Genomic DNA, 21,120 nt, shown 5'->3' on the forward strand with positions numbered 1-21,120 from the left:
TCTCTGTTAGTCTAAAAATGACTTATTAGGATTTGCGACAAGGTCTTCTGAAAAAATATCATCTTCCTCTGATGTTTGTTGAGGGATTGCATAACTTTCACTGGCCCATTGTCCCAGATCAATCAACTTACAGCGGGCACTACAAAAAGGTCGATCTTTATTTTGGATTGTCCACAGCGTTTTTTTGCCGCAGTTGGGGCAAGCAATTAGTGTTTTAGTTTCCATTAAATTCAGATTAATTTATTACGTAAATGATTGTATAACTGTGTGACTCTAACACTCAATTCCTCATGGTTACCAGTATTTTTCAAAACAAAGTCTGCTCTACCTATCCTTTCTTCATTTGTGAGCTGTGAACTCATGATCTGTTTCACTTGTGCCTCAGAATTATTGTCTCGTTGCATAACTCGTTGTAATTGAGTTGACTCAGGAAGTGAAATGGCAACGATGTAATCACACTCTTTATCTTGCCCTGTCTCAAACAACAATGGGTGAACCAATAACGCAAAAGGGCCCTTGCTTTGACTTAATTTAAGTTTCAGTCTCGCTCGTATCTCAGGGTGGGTAATGTCTTCTAATTGTTTGAGTAGAGTTTCATCAGTAAATACGATTGCTCTAAGAGCACGGCGGTCGAGAGCCCCCTCCGGTGTCAATACGCTTTTCCCGAAGGTTTTCACAATGCTTTGCAAACATGATTGTCCTGGGGCAACCACTTCACGGGCAATATCATCTACATCAATGGACTCCACTCCTAGTTCATTAAAGAGTTTGGCTACGGTTGATTTTCCAGAACCAATGCCACCGGTCAGTCCAACTACTATTGGTCGTTTAGCTATCTTCGTCATGGTATGAAATTTGAGTAATAATATAAGAAAGAGGTTAGTATGAGAAAAGGCCCGAAAGGGATGTACCTTTGCTTGCGACGATGGATAATGACAGCCCAGATCAATCCAACTAAAGAGGCATACAGAAGAATATAACTGTATGAACCTGCTCCTAGCCAGTAGGTCAGTGCCCCCATTAATTTTGCATCACCTAAGCCTATAGCTTCAATATTACGTGTCATCATAAAAAAAGCACGTAATAAGTAGATGCTTAAATAGGCTAGTATCCCGATTGAAACGTTCCCTAAGAGATCTGTTTGATTGTTGTAGTAGAAAAGGTAAGTCGCGCAGCAGATGACAATGAACATGCATTCGTCTGGAAGCCATAGATACTGCGCATCAATTATCATGGCACAGATTAAGGATGTCATAATAAGAATCAATACTACCCACTCAAGCATAGTTAGAGGTAACCAATACAAAGGGAGCAATAGGAAGCAGGTGCTTGCCTCTATGAGTGGGTAACGCCAAGGTATTCTATGCTGGCAAAACGGACATCTCGCTTTCAGTAGTATGAAGCTAACGATAGGGATTAGGTGAATGTGTTTTAAGGGGTGTTGGCATTTCGGGCAAACTGATTTGCCACAACTATAACTTAGCGGTTTTTTTTCATAAAAGGGGAGATTAATATATTCGTGCGCTTCTGATCGCCAGCGGTGTTCAGCACATAAATTCCATCTATGGGTAAATGCCGATAGGGCACTACCAATACACAGTAATACAATAATATAGAGTATTAGATTATAATCCAATGTGGCTTGATTCCATTAAGGGTGCGTAAAGCGTTATTAGTGTTTTCGTCACAAACAAAGAGGCAACCACTATACCTATAATCGGAAATGCTTTGGATAATAAGTTTAAGTATTTTTGGTTTCTCTGCTTCCAGAACTCTATGGCTTCCTTTAATGGGGTGTTTAAGTCGCCTGTTTTGGCCAAGTGTCTAATTCCCATTCTTTGATGCTTAGGAAACCAGTCTAACGGTAGGCTGCTGTCAACGGTATTGCCACTAATTAGTTTAAAATGAATACTTTTTAAGATGTTTCTGTCCTCCCCCTGGCTCGTGTTGATCAAAGTATTGATTGCTGTCTGGAGTGGTTGTCCACTACTAATGAGAGCATGAAGTAATAGTAGCGTTCTTCTCTTGCGAAAACTTGGAATGTAGCGGCATAGTAGTTGGTAGGCGTGGCCTTTTTTTATCCAAATAAATACGCCGATTTGAAGACATGTGACTACAGCCCAGGCGCCTAGACTCGCAAGTAGCTGTGTTTGCTGAAGAGCACTGGTAAAGATAAGTAGAGTTAATGCACTTTGAATCACCAGAAACGGATAAATTAAACATTTTACAAGCTGACTGCTCAGTGTGGTTTGCTCTTCTAACGCTTCATAAATCACTTTTACTCCTGCCACTTTGCTTTCCTCTGTGTTGTCAAGAGGGATGCTTTTACCAAGTGATTTAACGCTAGGCGGTAAAAGCTCAGCGATCGCTTGTGTTATATGGTAGCCATGCGAAAGTTGGCTTGTTATTGCGGTAGCGTAAGGGCTTGCAGTATCTCGAAGTTGATAGTTGTTTTGATTTAAAAAAGCGTCCTGAAGAGAATGCCCATTTCGACAGTGGCTGAGAACTTGTTTTAAATAATATTGACACATTTCTGGTGTCATCGGGGGGAGTCTTATGGGTTTAAATTGGTTTATACGATATTCATTCCGACAAGCGTATAGAATTGCTTGATGATCGGTTTTGAAAGGTAAAATTAACTTGTCTTGATATCCATACCATTTCATATGGAGCTACCTTCTAGATATCGCCAAAGGTGCGGCTGCGCAATAAGTTGATCGTAATCAGCTGGTAATTGCTCGTTCCAATTTGGTTGTAGTGTCATAAAGGTCGGTTTGGCAGCCTGATTATTATATTGCATTGACTGATGGATGATCAGCCGAAGCGAGCTGGCCAGCGCGAAGTAATCTAATTTCCAATTTTTACAGCGATGAATAACGTTTAAAGGGTTGTTCGCGTGTAGCGTGGCGAGCACTAAGTGTCCCGTTAGTGCAGCAGAAATAGCAAGGTCCGCTGTTCTGGCGTCCCTTATTTCCCCGACCATGATTATATCGGGATCCTGTCTCATGAAGCCTTTAAGTAAGTCATGAGTGGTGATTTCAAGTGATGGATTAGGTTCAAATTGATAGAGCCCCTTGGTAGGTATTTCAACCGGGTCTTCTATCGTATATATGGATCGTTCGCCATTATTAATGTCGTTCAAACAAGAGTATAAGGTGGTGGTTTTACCTGAGCCCGTTGCGCCACAAACAATAATAAGTCCATGTGGAGAGTTAATGGATTGTTTTAAAGCTTGTAAGGCATTTTCATGTAACCCGAGCTGTTCAAGTTGTATGGAAGATGAGGTGTGTAAAACCCTCAAGGCCACTTTTTCCCCTTTTTCGGAGCGCATGATGCTTACTCTTATGCAATATTTATGATTTTTGTATTCATAATTGAACATACCTTCTTGCACACGACGAGTTTCAGCAATATTTAATTCTGAAAGAATTTTTATTCTATTGAGTACAGTATCTCCATTTGGAAAGTTTTGAGATTGTGTTAATACACCCAAAATACGCCACTTGATATGAAGCTGATTCTCACATACGAGTATATGCACATCTGTTGCCCCTCTATCGATGGTGTAATTTACTAATTGTTCAATATTCATTTTTCCCTCTACTCTGCTTCACTACAGTGTTCTGGAGAAATGCTTGTACTAAGAGAACTTTCGCAAAGCCATTGGCCATCAGTAGTTCTTGAATATTTGATGAATTCGTTTTCTTGGATACCAATGTCACTATTGAAGGCGATAGAGATATTGCCTTGCGTTGCATCAAGTTTTGACAAAGAGACAGATTTGATTAGCTCGATGTTGCTGTGATCAGGTTTAAAGCCATCAAATTCGTTCGTTGTAGGGAACGTTGAGTGCGTTAGAGTGAATTCATCTATCGAACCAGTGAGTCGGCTTGCATATAATTGGACATCAACAAGGTTGGCTTTAGCTATGTGCTTTTCGAAGCTCGGTACACTAAATGTCGCTAAAATCGATATGATAGCGATCACTACCATCAACTCTATTAATGTAAAACCATTACGGCGGTATATCTTCATTACGTATTTCCTCCATGAAATAAGTATCGAATGATTTGTCATCTCACTTCCTGTGAGGTTCTGGTATTTAAGCAGTTATACTAACTTGCGCTCCAGTAGAGCGCTCAGACTGATTATAAGCGCTATTAAAAGCAAGTGTCGACTTTGTATTGACGGAAGAAGGCGAAGTTGAGTCTTCATTGCCTTGATTAGTGGTCGCTAATTCTGCTGTCGCTTCAGCAATTTGTTGTTGGGCCTCACTGGCGACAGACCGGTCAGCTGCTGAAGGTTCGGCAGGGGCCAATGCAGCCCGATATACTTGCTTCATCTTCTCAATCGTTGCTTGTGGGTCATTGGCAATAGGGCTGACATCGATTTGAACTTCTCCGTCGGTAATATAACGTTTGCCGTCAGGGCCTTGCTCATAACTGTATGATGGGCTTCCTGCATACTGTCCACCAACTGACGCATGAGCTTGTTCATGGACTCGTACTTCTTCATCTCGGGCTTCAAGTTCTTCTACTTCTTGCTGCTCTTCTTCAGTCAACTCGTTAGCAGATGTATCGTCCGAATCTTGAGCTGATGAACTGCTATCTACATCATCTAATTCATCATTCGTTATGTCAGCGTCCTGAACCTCTGATTGACGTTCATCATTTAAAAGACTTTGGGAATCTTCGGAAAGGGTGACTGTATAGTCAGAGCTGGAACGGCTTTGAATAGCTGAGCCTGATGGCTGTTCTGACTGAATTGAGCTGCTTGTATCTGAGGCAGCATTAAAGGTGCGCTCATTTACCAAGCGTTGCGCTTCAATTGAAAGAGAAACACTACCAGACATAAAAAACGGCCATTCGATTAACATTAACTTATTAAATGTAATCAAATAGCCGTTTTTTGTCTAGATATTGATCAATAGAAGTTTATTTTATCTGCTGTCCTGCTTGGATTGCTGTAATCGCAATCGTGAAAACAATATCGTCGACAAGAGCGCCGCGAGACAAATCATTTACTGGCTTACGAATGCCTTGCAACATAGGTCCAATACTCACCACTTCAGCACTTCGCTGCACCGCTTTGTAAGTCGTGTTTCCTGTATTGAGGTCAGGGAAGACAAATACAGTTGCCTTACCTGCTACTTTGCTATTAGGTGCTTTCTGGCTGGCAACTTTCTCCATGATGGCTGCATCGTACTGAAGAGGGCCATCGATAAGAATATCTGGACGTCTTTCTTGGGCAATTTGTGTTGCTTCACGAACTTTATCAACATCATTACCAGAACCTGATCCGCCAGTACTGTAACTGATCATTGCTACTCGAGGTGTGATGCCAAATGCCTGTGCAGACATAGCGCTTTCGATGGCAATCTCTGCCAGCTGCTCAGCCGTTGGATCTGGATTAATGGCGCAATCACCGTACACCAGAACTTGATCAGGTAGGCACATAAAGAACACCGAAGAGACCAAGCTTGAATCCGGAGAGGTTTTGATGAGCTGTAGAGCAGGGCGGATAGTGTTGGCTGTCGTATGCACTGCGCCAGATACTAGACCATCTACGTCATCTTGTTGCAGCATCATGGTGCCAAGAACAACGTTGTCTTCAAGTTGTTCTCTGGCAACGATGTCTGTAAGGCCGCGATGCTTGCGCAGTTCTACCATTGGTCCGACGTACTGATCACGAATGGTTTTCGGATCAAGTATTTCGACGCCATAGTTAAGGTCGATGCCGTTGTTTTGAGCAATACGTTCTATCTCTTCAGGGTTGCCTAGAAGAGTACAGCGTGCGATACCACGTTCAGCACAGATGGATGCCGCTTGGATCGTACGAATTTCTTCACCCTCTGGTAGGATGATTCGCTTGTTCAATGAGCGTGCTTGCTCAATCAATCGATAACGGAACGCTGGAGGAGAAAGTTTCCGCTCCTCATTATTTAGTGCGAATGTATTGATCCAATCGTGATCAATACAGCGGGCAATGTGTTCTTTGACCGTCAGAATTCGCTCTTTGTCATCAAGCGGGATTTCTTGGTTGAAAGACTGCATTTTAATCGCTGTTTCCCAGCTATTGCTGTCTACGGATAGAATCGGCAGCCCTTTCGCCATGGCTTTACCGCATAACGTCATAAGAGCTTCACTAGGTTGGTAACCACCCGTGAGCACCAGAGCAGCGATTTTTGTATCATTAAGCGCAGCAATCGCCGTTGCCATGATGACGTCGGTTCTGTCCCCTGGAGTAAATACTAATACGCCAGGCTTAAGTGCTTCGAGCATATTTTCAACACCACGAGCGCAAAGTGTATAGGAGTGAATGCGGCGAGCATCCATTTCTCCGGCGCTGATGACTTTGGCGTTTAAAAAGTCAGCAACATCTTTGACGCGTGGATAAGTCAATTCTTCTGAGGCTGGGATTTGACCAAGAAGACTAAAGTTACGTTTGAAAATTGGGCGCTGAGCGAAAGAGTCCCCATAGGATTTCATTCCTAAAGAGCCAGGTTGTGTCTTATTTAAGATGCAACCAATAACATCTTCCGCCTTGATTCCACCGTATGAACCAGCCGCAATTTCAACGTGATGTTCCAGCTCGGTTACACGCATCTTGTTCGGTGCTGTAACCAATACGATGCCAGCATCTAATGTGCGAGCAATGGCTTTGTTTAAACGGGTGGCATAGGGATGACCAGGGATTTGCGCAAGCCCTTCAACAATAACGGTAGAGTCAGGTTCAATGCTAGCTTGAAAGCGACCCACGACTTCTTCCATAAGTTCATCAATAGAATCGTTGTATAAGTAACGTTCTGCTTCGTGAAGCGGGATCGGGTCAGCCGGGCGTAAGGTTGACCCTTGAGCAACCATTGCAGTTGAGCGATCTGGTCCAGTATCACCTGGATGTGGCTGCGCGATTGGCTTGAAAAAACTGGCTTTCAAACCTTGTTGTTCCAATGCGCGAACCAGTCCGACTGATACAGAGGTTAGTCCGACACCAGGGCCAGTAGGAACAGTCATTAAAACGTTGGTAGACATATAAATAAAATACCGTTTACAGGGTTTGATTAATATTTATCAATTAGAGACAAAGTATCTTGAGCGATTAAAAGCTCTTCGTTTGTTGGAATCACCCAAATATTGGTATCAGAGGTATCTGAAGAAATTTGGCTGATTTCACCACGAGGACAAGTCTGATTCAGGTTTTGGTCTAATCTAACTCCCATCATTTTCAGACGCTGACAGATTTTGTCCCTTAATACTGGGGAATTTTCTCCAATTCCTCCAGTAAAGACTAGATGATCTACAGTGCTAAGATTCGTCGCTACTGAGGCTAAATGCTTTGCTGCTTTAGAAGCAAACATATTAAGCGCTAACTCCGCACGATCATCACCTGCAGCTTGAGCTGTTTCAATGGTCCGGCAATCATTGGAAATCTCTGAAACACCTTTTAAGCCACTTTCTTTATTCAAGATATCTAATGCTTGTTTCATTGAGATGCCTTCGGCATCGCTAATGAACGATAGTAGACTTGGGTCTAAGCTGCCACTTCTTGTTCCCATCATTAAACCCTCAAGAGGGGTGATACCCATACTGGTGTCGACAGACAAGCCAGCGCGTACAGCACAAACACTGGCTCCGTTACCTAGGTGAGCGATAAGAGTATTCTGAGAGCCGAAGCTCTCATTTAGCGAGGCCAGTTTTGCCGAGATGTATCGGTAGCTGGTGCCGTGAAATCCATACTTTCTAAAATGATGCTCGCGATATAGACGCATTGGAATTGGGTAAAGGTATTGATCTGCTGCCATAGTCTGATGGAAGGCTGTATCGAACACTGCAACATGTGGCAAGTCGCCAAATAAAGCTTGTGCTTCATTGATGCCTTTTACATGAGCGGGGTTGTGAAGTGGAGCAAACTTTGAGCAATCTTCAATGCCTTGAAGCACTTTTTCATCGATCAGAACAGACTGGCTAAACGTTTCTCCACCATGAACCACTCGATGACCGATACCAACTAGTTCAATATTGAGATCTTTATGATCGTCAATCCATTGTTTGATGGCCGTTACAGCACCTTTGTGGTCATGTTCATGAAGTGGTTGCTCCACCTTCTGACCGTTAAACTTAAACGTGATATTGCTGTGTTCAGAACCAAGTCTATCCGCAATACCTTCAAGCAATGGTGCAGCACCCGATCCATCCATGATGGCAAACTTAAGTGAGGAACTGCCACAATTAACAACCAATACTTGTGACATATTAAACATCTTCCTTTACAACGCGTAATGATAGATCGATTGCTTGAACGTGTTTTGTCAACGCGCCAACAGAAATGAAATCAATCCCGGTGCTCGCCACATCTTTAATGTGGGCGTCTGTCATATTACCTGATGCTTCAAACTTAACTTTGCCTTGATACTTGTTTACTGCGAAACGCATATCGTCTAATGAGAAATTGTCGAGCATGATGATGTCAGCACCCGCCTTCACAGCTTCTTCAACTTCCACCAAGTTTTCAGTTTCTACCTCAATCATTTTACCTGGAGCAATGGACTGAGCCTGTGTAACTGCTGCCGAAATCGAGCCCGCGGCCATGATATGGTTTTCTTTAATCAAAAAGGCGTCATATAGACCGACTCGATGATTAGAGGCGCCGCCGACTTTGATAGCGTACTTTTGTGCAAGGCGAAGGCTTGGGATGGTTTTACGAGTATCTAAAATAGTCAAAGACGCATCTTGAACCATGTTGGAGTAGTGTCTTGAAATGGTCGCAGTGTAGGACAGCATTTGAATATAGTTTAAAGCTGTACGTTCACCAGTAAGAATACTGCGGGCGTTACCGCTTAATTTCAGAAAAGGCTCATCAGGTTTTAGTTCGTCACCGTCATCAGCCAGCCATTCTAATGAAACGCTAGGATCTAATTGAGCAAATACTTCGTCTGCCCAAGCACGGCCGCAAAGGACGGCAGACTCTCTTGAGATAACAAAAGCCGTAAGTGTGTTATCTGAAGGGATTAATTTGGCGGTAATATCGCCAGAACCAATATCTTCTTCAAGTGAAGCTTGAACATGTTTGAAAATGTGATCTTGTAATGAGTCGGAAAGAGTGGCCATTCATGTATCCAATTAAGTAGCTCAATATGTCGCCTAATTGTATCGATTATCATCCCTTTAGTCAGTTTAGAAATTGGTTTTGTAACATTTGTTAAGCTTCTGGCTCCTAAGTTTGGGTATAATTTTTATGTATGGGTGATATTAGTTTGAGGAATGATGCTATGGTTATGCTCTAGTAATCATGTTTTTTCGGTGCTTAGGGATATAAATCGCACAAAAAACAATCACTTTGAGGGTGGTTTGCTCGGTTATAAGGCAGTAACTTAAGTCCCATATCTATTCCTTGGTGAGTTTAGATGGTAACCTTGTCCGCGTTTTTTGTACCAACTCACGGGATTAACAGCTACAACGATTGAAGCGAAAGCTTATAAATCGTGCCATGGATAGCGAGAAAACCTTGGTTTCATCTGTTTTACTAAGGCAAAAATGTGGCATCTGTTAACGCCTACTTAGATCAGCTGTACTGCAAAACAGTGTGCAGATATCTGAGTAAGCAGAAAGTTTGAGAATCAAACTTTTAATACGGAAACAGACTGACCCAAGATGATGGGTGGTCGGTAACGATGGCGACAAGCGTCTAATTAGAATAAAAAGCATGTTCAAGATCGAGCTTACATACATAAGAGGCCAATAACTCGGTCACTTTTAGTGTATGTAGGTATCGGCTGGATTCATAAATTGAATTCGCAATGTCTGTTTAAACTGCTTATAGAGAGCAAAACAACCAAACGCCTCTATAAGTTTGAAGATCTGTTCTAATAGCGGGGGTTATAAACACTATGACGGAGCAGCATATCCTCGAAGATATCGATCCAATTGAAACTAAAGAGTGGGTCGATGCACTCGAGTCTGTCCTTCGAGAAGAAGGTCCTGAACGTGCCCAGTATATTCTGGATCGCTTAAGTAAAGAAGCTGTTAAATCTGGTACTCCAATGCCAGCTTCTATTACTACGCCATATCGCAACACCATTGCACCACAGAATGAAAAGACACTTCCTGGTGACTTGTTCATGGAGCGTCGTATTCGCTCTATCATTCGTTGGAACGCATTGGCGATGGTGATGAAAGCGAACCGCCAAGACTCAACACTTGGTGGTCACATTACAAGTTTCTCATCTGCAGCAACTTTGTATGATATCGCGTTCAACCACTTCTTCCGTGGTGCTAGCGAAACACAAGAAGCCGATATGGTCTTCTTCCAAGGTCATATCGCACCAGGTATTTACGCACGTTCATTTATCGAAGGTCGTTTGACTGAAGAGCAAATGGACAACTTCCGTCGCGAAGTGGATGGCAAAGGTCTTTCTTCATACCCACACCCATGGCTGATGCCTGATTATTGGCAGTTCCCAACGGTGTCTATGGGTCTTGGGCCACTACAAGCAATTTACCAAGCTCACGTTATGAAATACCAAGATAGCCGTGAACTTGTTAAACAAGGCGACCGTAAAGTATGGGCGTTCCTAGGTGACGGTGAGTGTGATGAGCCAGAATCACTAGGTGCTATCGCATTGGCTGGCCGTGAAAAGCTAGATAACCTTATCTTCGTTATCAACTGTAACCTACAGCGTCTTGACGGGCCTGTACGTGGTAACAGCAAAATTGTTCAAGAGCTTGAAGGCGTATTCCGCGGTGCAGGCTGGAACGTTGTTAAATGTCTATGGGGTCGTCATTGGGACCCGCTATTTGAAAAAGATGATAAAGGTCTTCTTCAAAAACGTATGGACGAAGTATGTGACGGCGAGTTGCAAAACTACAAAGCAAACGGCGGTGCGTACACTCGTGAGCATTTCTTTGGCAAGTACCCAGAATTGCTAGAAATGGTTAAGGATATGTCTGACGATGACATCATGAACCTTAATCGTGGTGGCCACGACCCATACAAAGTTTACGCAGCCTATGCAGCAGCGACTTCTCACAAAGGTCAACCAACCGTTATCCTTGCTCAAACCGTTAAAGGTTACGGTATGTTCAAGGCAGCAGAAGCGCAAAACACGGCTCACCAAACTAAGAAATTGGATGAAGAGTCTCTGGCTCAATTCCGTGATAAGTTCGGTATTCCTATCAGTGATGAAGAACTAAAAGATCTTCCTTACTACCGTCCGGCGGAAGACAGCCCAGAAATGAAGTACTTGCGTTCACGTCGTGAAGCACTTCATGGTGATTTCCCTGTACGTCGTAAAGACTGCGAAGCCCTTGAAGTTCCGACTTTAGAAGACTTTAAAGCTCAGCTTAAAGGTACTGCAGGTCGTGAGATTTCATCGACGATGGCTTTTGTTCGCTGCTTGAACAACATGGTTAAGCACAAAGGTATTGGTAAGCGCGTAGTGCCTATCGTTGCCGACGAAGCACGTACTTTCGGTATGGAAGGCATGTTCCGTCAACTAGGTATTTACTCGTCTGAAGGTCAGCGTTACACGCCACATGACCACCAGCAGGTAATGTTCTACAAAGAGTCTGAAAAAGGTCAGATTCTACAGGAAGGTATTAACGAAGCGGGTGCGATGTCTGCTTGGTTAGCGCTTGCTACTTCTTACAGTAACAGCAACTACCCAATGATTCCTGTTTACATCTATTACTCAATGTTTGGTTTCCAACGTATTGGTGACTTGGCTTGGGCGGCAGGTGATTCACAAGCTCGTGGTTTCCTACTAGGTGCTACAGCGGGTCGTACAACACTTAACGGTGAAGGTCTACAGCACGAAGATGGTCACTCGCACATCCTTGCGGGCACTATCCCGAACTGTGTATCTTACGATCCAACATACTCTTACGAAGTTGCGGTTATCGTACAAGATGGTCTACGTCGTATGTACCAAGACCGTGAGAGCGTGTTCTACTACTTGACAGTAATGAACGAGAACTACGAACACCCAGATATGCCTGAAGGTGTTGAAGAAGGCATCCTGAAAGGTATGTACAAGTTCAAGTCTGTTGAGAAGAAAGGCAACAAAGAATCTGTTCAGCTTCTAGGTGCTGGTGTCATTCTACGTGAAGTAGAAGCGGCAGCAGAGATCCTAAGTGAAGAATTCGGCGTTAATGCTGACGTTTGGAGTGTAACGTCTTTCAACGAACTGCGCCGTGAAGGCCTAGATGCAGCGCGTTGGAACATGCTTCACCCAACAGAAGAGCAACGTCTATCTTACGTAGAACAGTGCCTAGGTGATAAAGGTCCAGTTATTGCTTCAACTGACCACATTAAACTTTACGCAGATCAAATTCGTCCGTTCGTTAATAGTACTTTCAATGTTCTTGGTACTGACGGCTTCGGTCGAAGCGATACTCGTGCCAAGCTACGTCACTTCTTCGAAGTGAACCGTTACTGGGTTGTTGTATCTGCACTGAGCGCTCTAGCGAAAGACGGCAAAGTAAAAGCTGAAGTCGTTGCTGAAGCAATCAGCAAATTTGGCCTAGATCCAAACAAGCCAAACCCAGTTACCTGCTAATTGGCAGAATAATCGGGACTGGGCCGACTAATTAGAAGTTGGCCCAGTTTGTAAAAGTTTGATGCGTCTTTACGACAAAGGAGATTTCCGTGAGTACTGAAATCATTCGAGTACCGGATATTGGTGGTGCGACTGACGTCGATGTTATCGAAGTTAGCGTACAAGTTGGCGACATGATTGAAGTCGACCAATCAATTATCGTATTAGAGACTGATAAAGCGTCTATGGACGTTCCGTCTCCGTTAGCAGGTAAAGTTACTGCGATCTCTGTTAAAGAGGGCGATACAGTTTCTGAAGGTAGCGATATTCTGACTCTTGAAGTTGAGGGGACTGAAACCGCTGAAGAGCCTGCTAAAGAAGAGCCTAAAGCCGAAGCGGCTCCTGCTCCAGCCCCTGCAGCTGAAAAGCCAGTAGCTCCAGCTGCATCTGCTGAACAGACGGTTTCTGTTCCAGACATCGGCGGTGCTACAGGTGTTGATGTTATCGAAGTTTGTGTCGCTGAAGGCGATGACGTTTCTGAAGGTGATTCAATCATCGTTCTGGAAACGGATAAGGCTTCAATGGACATTCCTTCTCCAGTTACTGGTAAGGTCTCTAAGCTTCTGATTAAGGAAGGTGACACAGTTTCTGAAGGCGATGACATTCTTGTTATCCTTGCTGAGGGCGCTGCTCCAGCGGAAGCAGCACCTGTTGTTGAGGCTCAAGAAGCTGCACCAGCACAAGAGGCGGCTCCTGCTCCAGCAGCTGCACCTGTAGCAGGTGGTGTTGAAGCGGTGAATGTTCCAGATATCGGTGGCGCGACAGATGTTGACGTAATCGAAGTGTCTGTTGCGGTAGGCGATAAAGTTGAAGAAGGTGATTCGATCATCGTTCTTGAAACTGACAAAGCTTCAATGGATATTCCTGCACCTAAATCAGGTACGGTTAAATCTCTTTCTATCAAAGAAGGCGATAAAGTATCTGAAGGTACGTTGATTCTTGAGCTTGAAGTGGAAGGTTCTGCTCCTGCAGCAGCTCCAGCTAAGCAAGAAGCACCGAAAGCGGCCGCTCCTGCTAAGCAAGAAGCGCCAAAAGCAGCTGCACCTGCAGTAGACCAAGGTGCTGTTCTTTCTGCTCCAAACAAGAAAGTACATGCTGGCCCAGCAGTGCGTTTGTTAGCTCGTGAGCTAGGCGTCGATCTTGCGCTAGTGCGTGCAACAGGTCCTCGTGGTCGTATCACGAAAGAAGACCTACACGCTTACGTTAAAGCAGCGGTTCAAAAAGCGGCATCTGCTCCAGCAGCGTCTGCTACGCCAGTTGCTGAAGGTGCCGGTATTCCACGCGTACCTGAAATCGATTTCAGCCAGTTTGGTGAAGTTGAAGTTGTTAAGATGAGCAAGATTCAGAAGATCACGTCATTTAATATGACGCGTTCATGGTTGAATGTTCCTCACGTAACGCAATTCGACAAAGCTGATATTACGGATCTAGAAGAGTTCCGTAAGAGCTTGAAGCCTGAAATGGAAAAGCAAGGCGTGAAACTAACGCCGCTTCCATTCATGATTAAGGCAGTTGCTCAAGCATTAGTTAAGAATCCTGCATTCAACGTATCTCTGCATGCTGACGGCGAAAGCGTTGTACAGAAGAAATACGTTCACATCGGTATCGCAGTAGACTCACCAGTAGGCCTTGTGGTCCCTGTTCTACGTGATGTTGACCAGAAGTCTGTTGTTCAAATCGCTACAGAAGCAGGTGAACTGATCAAGAAAGCGCTGGCTAAGCAGCTTAAACCTGCTGACATGCAAGGCGGCTGTTTCACTATCTCTAGCCTTGGTGCTATGGGTGGTACAGGCTTTACACCAATCGTGAATACTCCTGAAGTGGGTATCCTAGGTGTATCTAAAGCTGACATCGAGCCTCGTTGGAACGGTAAAGAGTTCGAGCCGCGTACAATGTTGCCATTGTGCTTGTCTTACGATCACCGTGCGGTAAACGGCGCTGATGCAGGTCGTTTCATGACTTACTTGAACGCATTGCTAAGCGACGTACGTCGTCTAACTCTGTAATCGAATTGTTCTGACTCAGAACCGAAAGGCAGCCATCTGGCTTAATGCTGTTCACTTAAGCGAAACAGCATTACGAGATACCGGATATCTTGTCTTTGATTGCTTTACCATGCGGGGCCTATTAGGCCTCGCTTTCTTTTGTTCCAAAAACAAATTACATATCCCTGACCTTAGATCCTTGAGACGCATTCCAGTCTTTGATTCTGGCTTAGCTGCTGCCATCACGATCAGATTCGAAGCAATGTAAGTAAAGGCCATTTTAAAACGTATCGCACTTGCGCGCTGGCCGTGTGTCGCCGCCGCATGGCTTGCTTCTCGGCGCACTACATTATAGGCCAACAACATCCCCCACATTTCTTGGTAGATTAAGTCGATTGTCTTACTGCGTAGCGTAATCGCGTTATTAAGCATCGAGGATTTGATATCGCGGAACCCTAATTCAATCTCCCAGCGTTGCTGATACAACAGAGCTATTTGGTCGGCGGCGTAGTCACTCTGAGGAAGAGAAGTAAGTACCGTTCTAGGCTTTCCTTGAACTTCATAAGTAACAGCTCGCACATCCCAGTATGCTGGCAACGCAGCATTCTTTTTACGTGCTTGAGGTGAGACGGTCATACGCCATAAAGCATCACCGTCCCCGTACTCTTCGACCACCTCGTACACAGCATTACTACGTTTAGGTATCAACCAATGCCGCTCATTGCCTCCATTCATCAAGGTATGCATTAGATTGGCACTCCAGAAGTTCCGGTCTAGCAGTGTGATGCTACGATCAGGAATTTTATCTAACATGGCCTCTGCCAGAGGCGTTTCAGCTGTTCTATAATCGCCTACTTGAGCATCTAAAATAACATGAGAGTGAGTGTTCATCAGCGCGACACAGCGTAACAGCGGATAAGCACTTTGTTTTGTAGTGGCATTGCTGGCACTACCAAAATGCGCTTGTAGATCGGGTGTGTCTGGCGTACGGAAAATAACCCCGTCGATAGCGAATACTTGTAGTCCTTGCCAATCATCTTTAGCAAATCGTTCATTGGCCCAGTGTTCACCGGTGCGCTGAAAAAGCCATTGCATAGGGTTAGACCCAAGGCGCTGCCGTGCTTGGGATATTCCGCTTTTAGCAATCAGTTGCTCAGAAGAGAGTCCTTCAGAACAAATATTTAATCGTCTAGCCACTTCCTCAATCGACTCATCTCGGAAAAGAGCCATGCCTAGGACCAGCCAAAGAACTTGGTCTTCAGGTAATCGTCGGCGCCTAATGGTTGCTTTTGAAGAAAGCGTTAATGCCGACTCAATCCATTCAACAGGAATGTTTTGAGTGAAAGTTGAGTGGTCGGAGAAAGAGTGAAGTTCGTCGATACTGAGTAAGAGCTGTTGAATAGACATAAAAAAATCCGATTAAGAATGCTTAATCGGATTTTCTTGGGCTATTCAATTAAATTCAATCCTTAAGTGAACAGCGTTAGCCATCTGGCTGCCTTTTTTTGTTGCTGTTGTCGGAGGAGCGTCCCGTAGAGGAATCCTGCGTTTAGTACGGTCCTGCTATGTTCTCCATCCCCGATAGAATCGGATCGTACAATTGAAATTAATCTGCAAAAAATTCTTCTATTTTATCTCTTTGCCACATTGCATCCTTATAACCTAATTCAATAAGAGCTTGGCAGTAACTTGGCGTAAACATCAAGTAACTTGCTGCTGAAGCAGCTCCTTTAGATTTATCACCAGTAGCGGTCCTTAGAAGTTTTCTGATTTTCAATGGCAGGCTTTCTAGGTGTTCTTGCGCGAGCACATTAAGCCCTATAGAGGGTGATATAACTAGCGTCTGACGATGTGCTAAATTGTAAGGTCTTTTTTCTTCGGGAATCAGTGCTAGCAATTGATTGCATTCATCTATGTGCGCAATGTCTTGATCAATGGTGTCGATGAAAGCGCTATTTAGTAATTGCCCTAAAACCTGAACAATAGAGGGTGCATCATGATTGATACTTGTTGGTGATTGAGTCCAATCTTTTGCTTGTCGGTTATCGCTGACACCAATCATCAGTAGCTTATCTGCTCCAAGGTTTATAGCTGGTTGAATGGCTGAACCAAGCCGCACAGCTCCATCGCCGTAGAACTGAGTACCTATCTTCCTTGGTGGAAAAACGCCAGGGATAGCGCTAGATGCTAATAAGTGGTCAATTGTCACAGCACTTTTAATGCCTACTTTTCTACCATGAGTCCAATTTGATAGCTCATTGTTTGACGTTTGAAAAAACGTTGTAGAGTTTCCGTCGCTATAGTTCATCGCTGTTATGGCAAGTGTTTCAATGTGTCTTTGATTCAATGCAATGGATATTTTATTAAAATCCAAAAACCTATTTAAAAGCTCTTCTAGCGGTTGATTCATTAACAAAGACAATGATTGGCCAGATTGTTGTTGTAAGAATGCTGAGGTAATCGTTTTGGTGATGGACGAAGCGATAGGCCACCGACTCATTATGAAGACTTGGTCCGTTGTTAGATGGCGCCAAATATACGAAAGTTGCTTAACACCTTTTCTAAAGCTATCAGCTTGAGTGGCAAGGAAGGCCGCGTTTAAAGCGCCAGCAGAGGTCCCGCACAGAATATCAAATGGGATAGGCGTCTTTCTATTCAGCATGCTCGATAAGGCAATCAAGACGCCTACTTGATACGCGCCTCTAGCGCCGCCGCCAGATAGGAGTAGTGCTTTTTTGTTAGCCATTTGCACTCCTTTAAAGCATTGAGAACACCGAGATTTTAAAAAATGTTTTTATATGGTGCTGTATTGTGAGTCACGTCTCAAATTGGTGCATTATTTTGGTGTCATATTGCACGATATTTATACAGCTAAATGTAATCTATGATTTTAGTTTTTAACACTTCAAAAGATTTTAATTGGTTGCAGATGTAGATTCTTCTGTAACAGTGTGTAAATGCAATATAAGTCACTACTATAGTTTACAGTTGTAAGATTTTAGCAAAGTGTCGTCTTCTCTACCGGCTTAGATATTGATTGTATCTATATGGGGGTAATGTTTTTGGTATGACGATTGCTATGTAGATTGGTTGAGCATCGATGATGATGGCTCGCCACACCTACGATAGAAGGGGACCCCCATGACCCAATTGGCAAGTGATTTGATGTCGCTTAGTAGTAGAGAAAAGCGTTGGCTGAAATGGTTTGGCGCGAACGGAAAATTTAACCTAGGCTGGAGTTGTTATGTTAATCGCTCTGCTTACCAGGATATTGAAGCAACATTTGAAGGGATTGCGAATACTCGAGTACGATTGCTTAAACAGTTTACTCGATCTGTTTGGGAAAGGCTTGAACAAGCTGCTCCCGCGTTACAAAACGTATCTGGCTCGCAGCATTTAGCTATATTGGATTTATTAAAGCAGTCCCTTCCTGAAGCCACAGAGTTATTTCTTCTCGATCTAGACAATATCGTGATCGCGTCTACTGAAGCAAAGCATGCTCATCAAACTCATACACAAATAAAAGCAGCCACTAGAGCTCGAGCAAGTAAGTTCCTGCATGGGCCCTATAAGGATCCGATTACATTATCTTTAGGAGCATCCACCTCAAAGTTTCATGATCAAATGACCATGATGTTTTACCTGCCAGTGCAGTATGAGACAACGTGTTTATTGTTATGTGCTCGTATTCCTAATGATGTGATGAGCGACTTAATTCAGCGCGAAGCGGGCCATATTTTTAATGAGTCCGGCGATAATTACTTGTTTATGGTGGAGTCCAATTTTGATACGGCTATTAAGCCTGGAGTCGCACTCAGTCGATCTCGTTTCGAAGATGATACTTTTTTTCTAGGTGAGAATTTAAAGCAAGGTGTTAAAACGCCATTTGGGGTAGTTTCGATCAAAGAACACACCGAACTCGAAGTAATGTTTACCGACCCATCAACCGGTGAATTACACCCAGGTGTACGAGAAACCATCAAAAAAGGTAGTAATCTATTTGTTAAATACCCTGGTTATTCAGATTACCGCCACATTCCGGTGATAGGTAAGGGTGTTACCTTCCAGTTAGAAGGCTCAGATGATCGATGGGGGCTGATGTGTGAAGGCGACGTTGAGGAAGTATATCGTCCTCGATCCATTCACTTTACAACCATGAAGCTTTTTAGTGTTTCATTAATCAGTGCTTTGTTCATTCAATTTTTGCTGCTTAGTTACAGTGGATTACCTCTTTGGGCGAACCTAGCTTTATCGTGTTTAGCCGCTCTTATCATAGGTGCTTTTTTCTCAGCAAAGGGCCCTGCTAAAACGTCAAAACAGCTTGGCGGCATGACAAAAGTCATACGCGGATTAGCCGAAGGAGAAGGAAATCTCACTCAGCGAATGGATCTCACGCGTCTACCTCCTAACGAAGCAGGTAATCTGGGGCGCTGGATCAATAGCTTCATCGATAATTTGGATCAAATTGTCGGGGAGGTGATTGTTTCTGCTCGTCAAGTAACCACTCTTTCTCAGCAAATGGACTCATCTAATAGGGAGGCGGCTGAAGCGGCTAAGGCAGTACAGGAGGCAGCAAACGACTCGTTAAGTATCGTGCAGCAACAAGCAGGTTATGTAACCAGAGCCAACGATACCGTGTCAAATATGAAGGAATCCATGGACGAAGCGGTTCAAGGTGCTCAAAACCAATACTTATTGGTCAGACAAAGTACAGAAACGATACGCGATGTGGTGCAAACATCAGCAGATTCGGTTAACTCATTGAGTAAGCAAGCAGACAACGTTGGTCAATTTGTTGATGAAATAACAGATATTACCAGTCAAACGAATCTTCTAGCTCTAAACGCGGCTATTGAAGCTGCTAGGGCCGGTGAGTTTGGTCGAGGCTTTTCAGTTGTTGCTGATGAAGTCAGGGCGCTTGCCAACAGGACTGCCACGGCGGCAGCGGATATTGGTCGAGTGGTTGAGGGCATAAAGCTTGAGACAGATCGCGCCGTTATATTCATGGAAAAAGGCGTTCAAGACGTGAATCAAAGTTTGCTGAGAAATGAAGAGGCTTCGAACGACAGTGATAAGCTTTCGTTGATTGCACAGGATATGTTCTCGATCATTGAGCAAATATCTCAAAGCAGCCAAGCAAATGGAGATCATGCACATCAGGTTGCCGCCAGTTCACTTCAAGTAGGAGCCTGTGTAGACTTAGTAAGTTCTAATGCAGAGCAGGTTAACGCAAAAGCAAGTTCGCTTTCAAGACTGGTAAGTCTATTTAAAGTTAGTGCTGCTTAAGTTGCTTACGCTTACAAGATCCTTCACGGAGCATGAAATGGGTACTCATGATTTAGATAGGCTGAAAAAAGGGTTGGTGCCCTTTTTTCAGCCTATCGTAGAAGTTTCAACAGGGATGATAACTGCCTTTGAAACTTTGGCTCGCTATCACAAGCCAAATGGGGAAATAAGCTCTGCGGCTTTTTTGTTCCATGATGATTACCTGCCTAAGAATATTCAGCGAGAACTCGATCAGCATGTCCGAATGCAAGCCATTAGAAATGTCCGGAGCTTGCCTGATAACACACGCTTGACGGTTAATATTTCCCCTGAGTTGATAGAATTTCAGGATGGGTTGCCTATTATCCGAACGATGATGATGCTGAAATCAGAGAATATTTCGCCTCAGAAAGTCGTTATCGAGCTGGTGGAATCCGATGGTGCTATCTCTGACTTAGCGGTGCTCGTGCATCGATATCGGGAGCAGGGGTTACGCATAGCTGTTGACGACTTTGGCTCAGGCTTTTCGCATTTTGATCGCGTTATTGAATTAACCCCAGACATCATCAAGCTAGATATGCGTTTATTGAAGAAGGCTTTATCTGGTGGGCGTTTCGCAAGAGTTGCTGTGAAATCTATTGTCGATTTTTGCGAAAAAAGTGGCGCTCTTGTGGTCATGGAGGGGGTAGAAACAGAAGAAGAATTCTTCTTTGGCTTAAGTTGTGGTGCTCACTACATGCAGGGCTATCTTTTTTCTCCAGCAGTTGCTGAGTTCCTGCCAAAGGATACATTCAAAGATCAAATAGAAACCCTAAGAACAACCTACTTTAATGAGGCTAGAAAGACGCTGCGGGATTCTACCCGTTGGAATAAACATTTGGTGCAAACAATCAACCGAATCAAAGAGCGAAGCCATGTGGCAGGCTTTATCAGAAATGATATAGAGCCCGAATTAAAAGCTATTTCTCACTTAATTCGTTACTACATGACGGATTACGAAGGTAATCAGTTATCGCCTAATTTCTCACTGAACTCTTCTGGGCAATTTGTTGATGAAGGAACGCCTTGGGAAAATGTTAATTGGTCTTGGCGCCCTTATTTTTGCAAAGCCAGTAATGCAAGGCGTGCCATCGTATCTGATGTTTATTACGACCTGCATTCGGGGAAAAGCTGTAAAACAATTGTCGTTCGTTTAGGAAATGGTGAAATGTTACTAGTAGATGTTTTAGTGAGTGAAGATTGATTAGGTCATCAAACCTTCGTAATTACTTGATTTAA

The 21,120-nt window shown here is 43.8% G+C and carries 16 protein-coding genes; 4 read left to right on the forward strand and 12 right to left on the reverse strand.

Annotation, left to right across the window (positions count from 1 at the left end):
- Positions 1–6 precede the first annotated feature (6 nt).
- The 10 genes from ACXAC1_RS16495 to nadC all read right to left on the reverse strand — a co-directional run bounded on the left by ACXAC1_RS16495 (position 7) and on the right by nadC (position 9,107).
- Positions 7–225, reverse strand: coding sequence for a DNA gyrase inhibitor YacG (locus ACXAC1_RS16495; RefSeq protein WP_475062861.1), 219 nt, complete (start codon positions 223–225; stop codon positions 7–9).
- A 5-nt stretch (positions 226–230) separates the two neighbouring features.
- Positions 231–845 carry a dephospho-CoA kinase gene (coaE, locus tag ACXAC1_RS16500; protein WP_475062863.1) on the reverse strand — a complete coding sequence of 205 codons (615 nt, stop codon included), beginning with the start codon at positions 843–845 and terminating at the stop codon, positions 231–233.
- Positions 842–1,636, reverse strand: a complete 795-nt coding sequence (locus tag ACXAC1_RS16505; protein WP_475062865.1) for a prepilin peptidase — start codon at positions 1,634–1,636, stop codon at positions 842–844. The genes coaE and ACXAC1_RS16505 overlap by 4 nt, the downstream gene beginning before the upstream one ends.
- A complete protein-coding gene (locus tag ACXAC1_RS16510) occupies positions 1,626–2,666 on the reverse strand; it encodes a type II secretion system F family protein (RefSeq protein WP_475062867.1) in 1,041 nt (346 codons plus the stop codon). The genes ACXAC1_RS16505 and ACXAC1_RS16510 overlap by 11 nt, the downstream gene beginning before the upstream one ends.
- Positions 2,663–3,592, reverse strand: coding sequence for a GspE/PulE family protein (locus ACXAC1_RS16515; protein ID WP_475062868.1), 930 nt, complete (start codon positions 3,590–3,592; stop codon positions 2,663–2,665). The genes ACXAC1_RS16510 and ACXAC1_RS16515 overlap by 4 nt, the downstream gene beginning before the upstream one ends.
- Before the next feature lie 8 nt (positions 3,593–3,600).
- On the reverse strand, positions 3,601–4,035 hold the full coding sequence (locus tag ACXAC1_RS16520) for a pilin (protein ID WP_475062870.1): 435 nt from the start codon (positions 4,033–4,035) through the stop codon (positions 3,601–3,603).
- 67 nt (positions 4,036–4,102) lie between these two features.
- Positions 4,103–4,852 carry a putative metalloprotease CJM1_0395 family protein gene (locus tag ACXAC1_RS16525; protein WP_475062872.1) on the reverse strand — a complete coding sequence of 250 codons (750 nt, stop codon included), beginning with the start codon at positions 4,850–4,852 and terminating at the stop codon, positions 4,103–4,105.
- A gap of 82 nt (positions 4,853–4,934) precedes the next feature.
- A complete protein-coding gene (gene pta, locus ACXAC1_RS16530; RefSeq protein WP_475062874.1) occupies positions 4,935–7,031 on the reverse strand; it encodes a phosphate acetyltransferase in 2,097 nt (698 codons plus the stop codon).
- 29 nt (positions 7,032–7,060) lie between these two features.
- Positions 7,061–8,251, reverse strand: coding sequence for an acetate/propionate family kinase (locus ACXAC1_RS16535; protein WP_475062875.1), 1,191 nt, complete (start codon positions 8,249–8,251; stop codon positions 7,061–7,063).
- A gap of 1 nt (position 8,252) precedes the next feature.
- Positions 8,253–9,107 carry a carboxylating nicotinate-nucleotide diphosphorylase gene (gene nadC / locus ACXAC1_RS16540; protein ID WP_475062877.1) on the reverse strand — a complete coding sequence of 285 codons (855 nt, stop codon included), beginning with the start codon at positions 9,105–9,107 and terminating at the stop codon, positions 8,253–8,255.
- 779 nt (positions 9,108–9,886) lie between these two features.
- Between nadC and aceE the strand changes: the two genes are divergently transcribed.
- Together aceE and aceF are read left to right on the forward strand one after the other, a co-directional pair.
- Entirely contained in the window at positions 9,887–12,553 is a 2,667-nt protein-coding gene (gene aceE, locus ACXAC1_RS16545; RefSeq protein WP_475062879.1) for a pyruvate dehydrogenase (acetyl-transferring), homodimeric type, read from the forward strand.
- A gap of 89 nt (positions 12,554–12,642) precedes the next feature.
- Positions 12,643–14,598, forward strand: coding sequence for a dihydrolipoyllysine-residue acetyltransferase (gene aceF, locus ACXAC1_RS16550; RefSeq protein ID WP_475062880.1), 1,956 nt, complete (start codon positions 12,643–12,645; stop codon positions 14,596–14,598).
- Between the two features lie 51 nt (positions 14,599–14,649).
- Here the strand turns inward: aceF and ACXAC1_RS16555 are convergent, their stop codons facing one another.
- Both ACXAC1_RS16555 and ACXAC1_RS16560 read right to left on the reverse strand, forming a co-directional pair.
- Positions 14,650–15,984, reverse strand: a complete 1,335-nt coding sequence (locus ACXAC1_RS16555) for an IS4 family transposase (RefSeq protein ID WP_475062882.1) — start codon at positions 15,982–15,984, stop codon at positions 14,650–14,652.
- A gap of 199 nt (positions 15,985–16,183) precedes the next feature.
- The gene (locus tag ACXAC1_RS16560; protein WP_475062883.1) at positions 16,184–17,323 is read right to left on the reverse strand and encodes a patatin-like phospholipase family protein; all 1,140 of its coding nucleotides are present in this window, start codon (positions 17,321–17,323) and stop codon (positions 16,184–16,186) included.
- A 395-nt stretch (positions 17,324–17,718) separates the two neighbouring features.
- On the opposite strand from ACXAC1_RS16560, the gene ACXAC1_RS16565 reads away from it, so the two are divergent.
- Together ACXAC1_RS16565 and ACXAC1_RS16570 are read left to right on the forward strand one after the other, a co-directional pair.
- Positions 17,719–19,863 (forward strand): methyl-accepting chemotaxis protein, encoded by a 2,145-nt coding sequence (locus ACXAC1_RS16565; protein WP_475062884.1) that lies wholly within the window; start codon positions 17,719–17,721, stop codon positions 19,861–19,863.
- Between the two features lie 37 nt (positions 19,864–19,900).
- A complete protein-coding gene (locus ACXAC1_RS16570; protein WP_475062886.1) occupies positions 19,901–21,085 on the forward strand; it encodes an EAL domain-containing protein in 1,185 nt (394 codons plus the stop codon).
- Positions 21,086–21,120 lie beyond the last annotated feature (35 nt).

It is taken from the genome of Marinomonas sp. AWM4_232 (assembly GCF_056158325.1).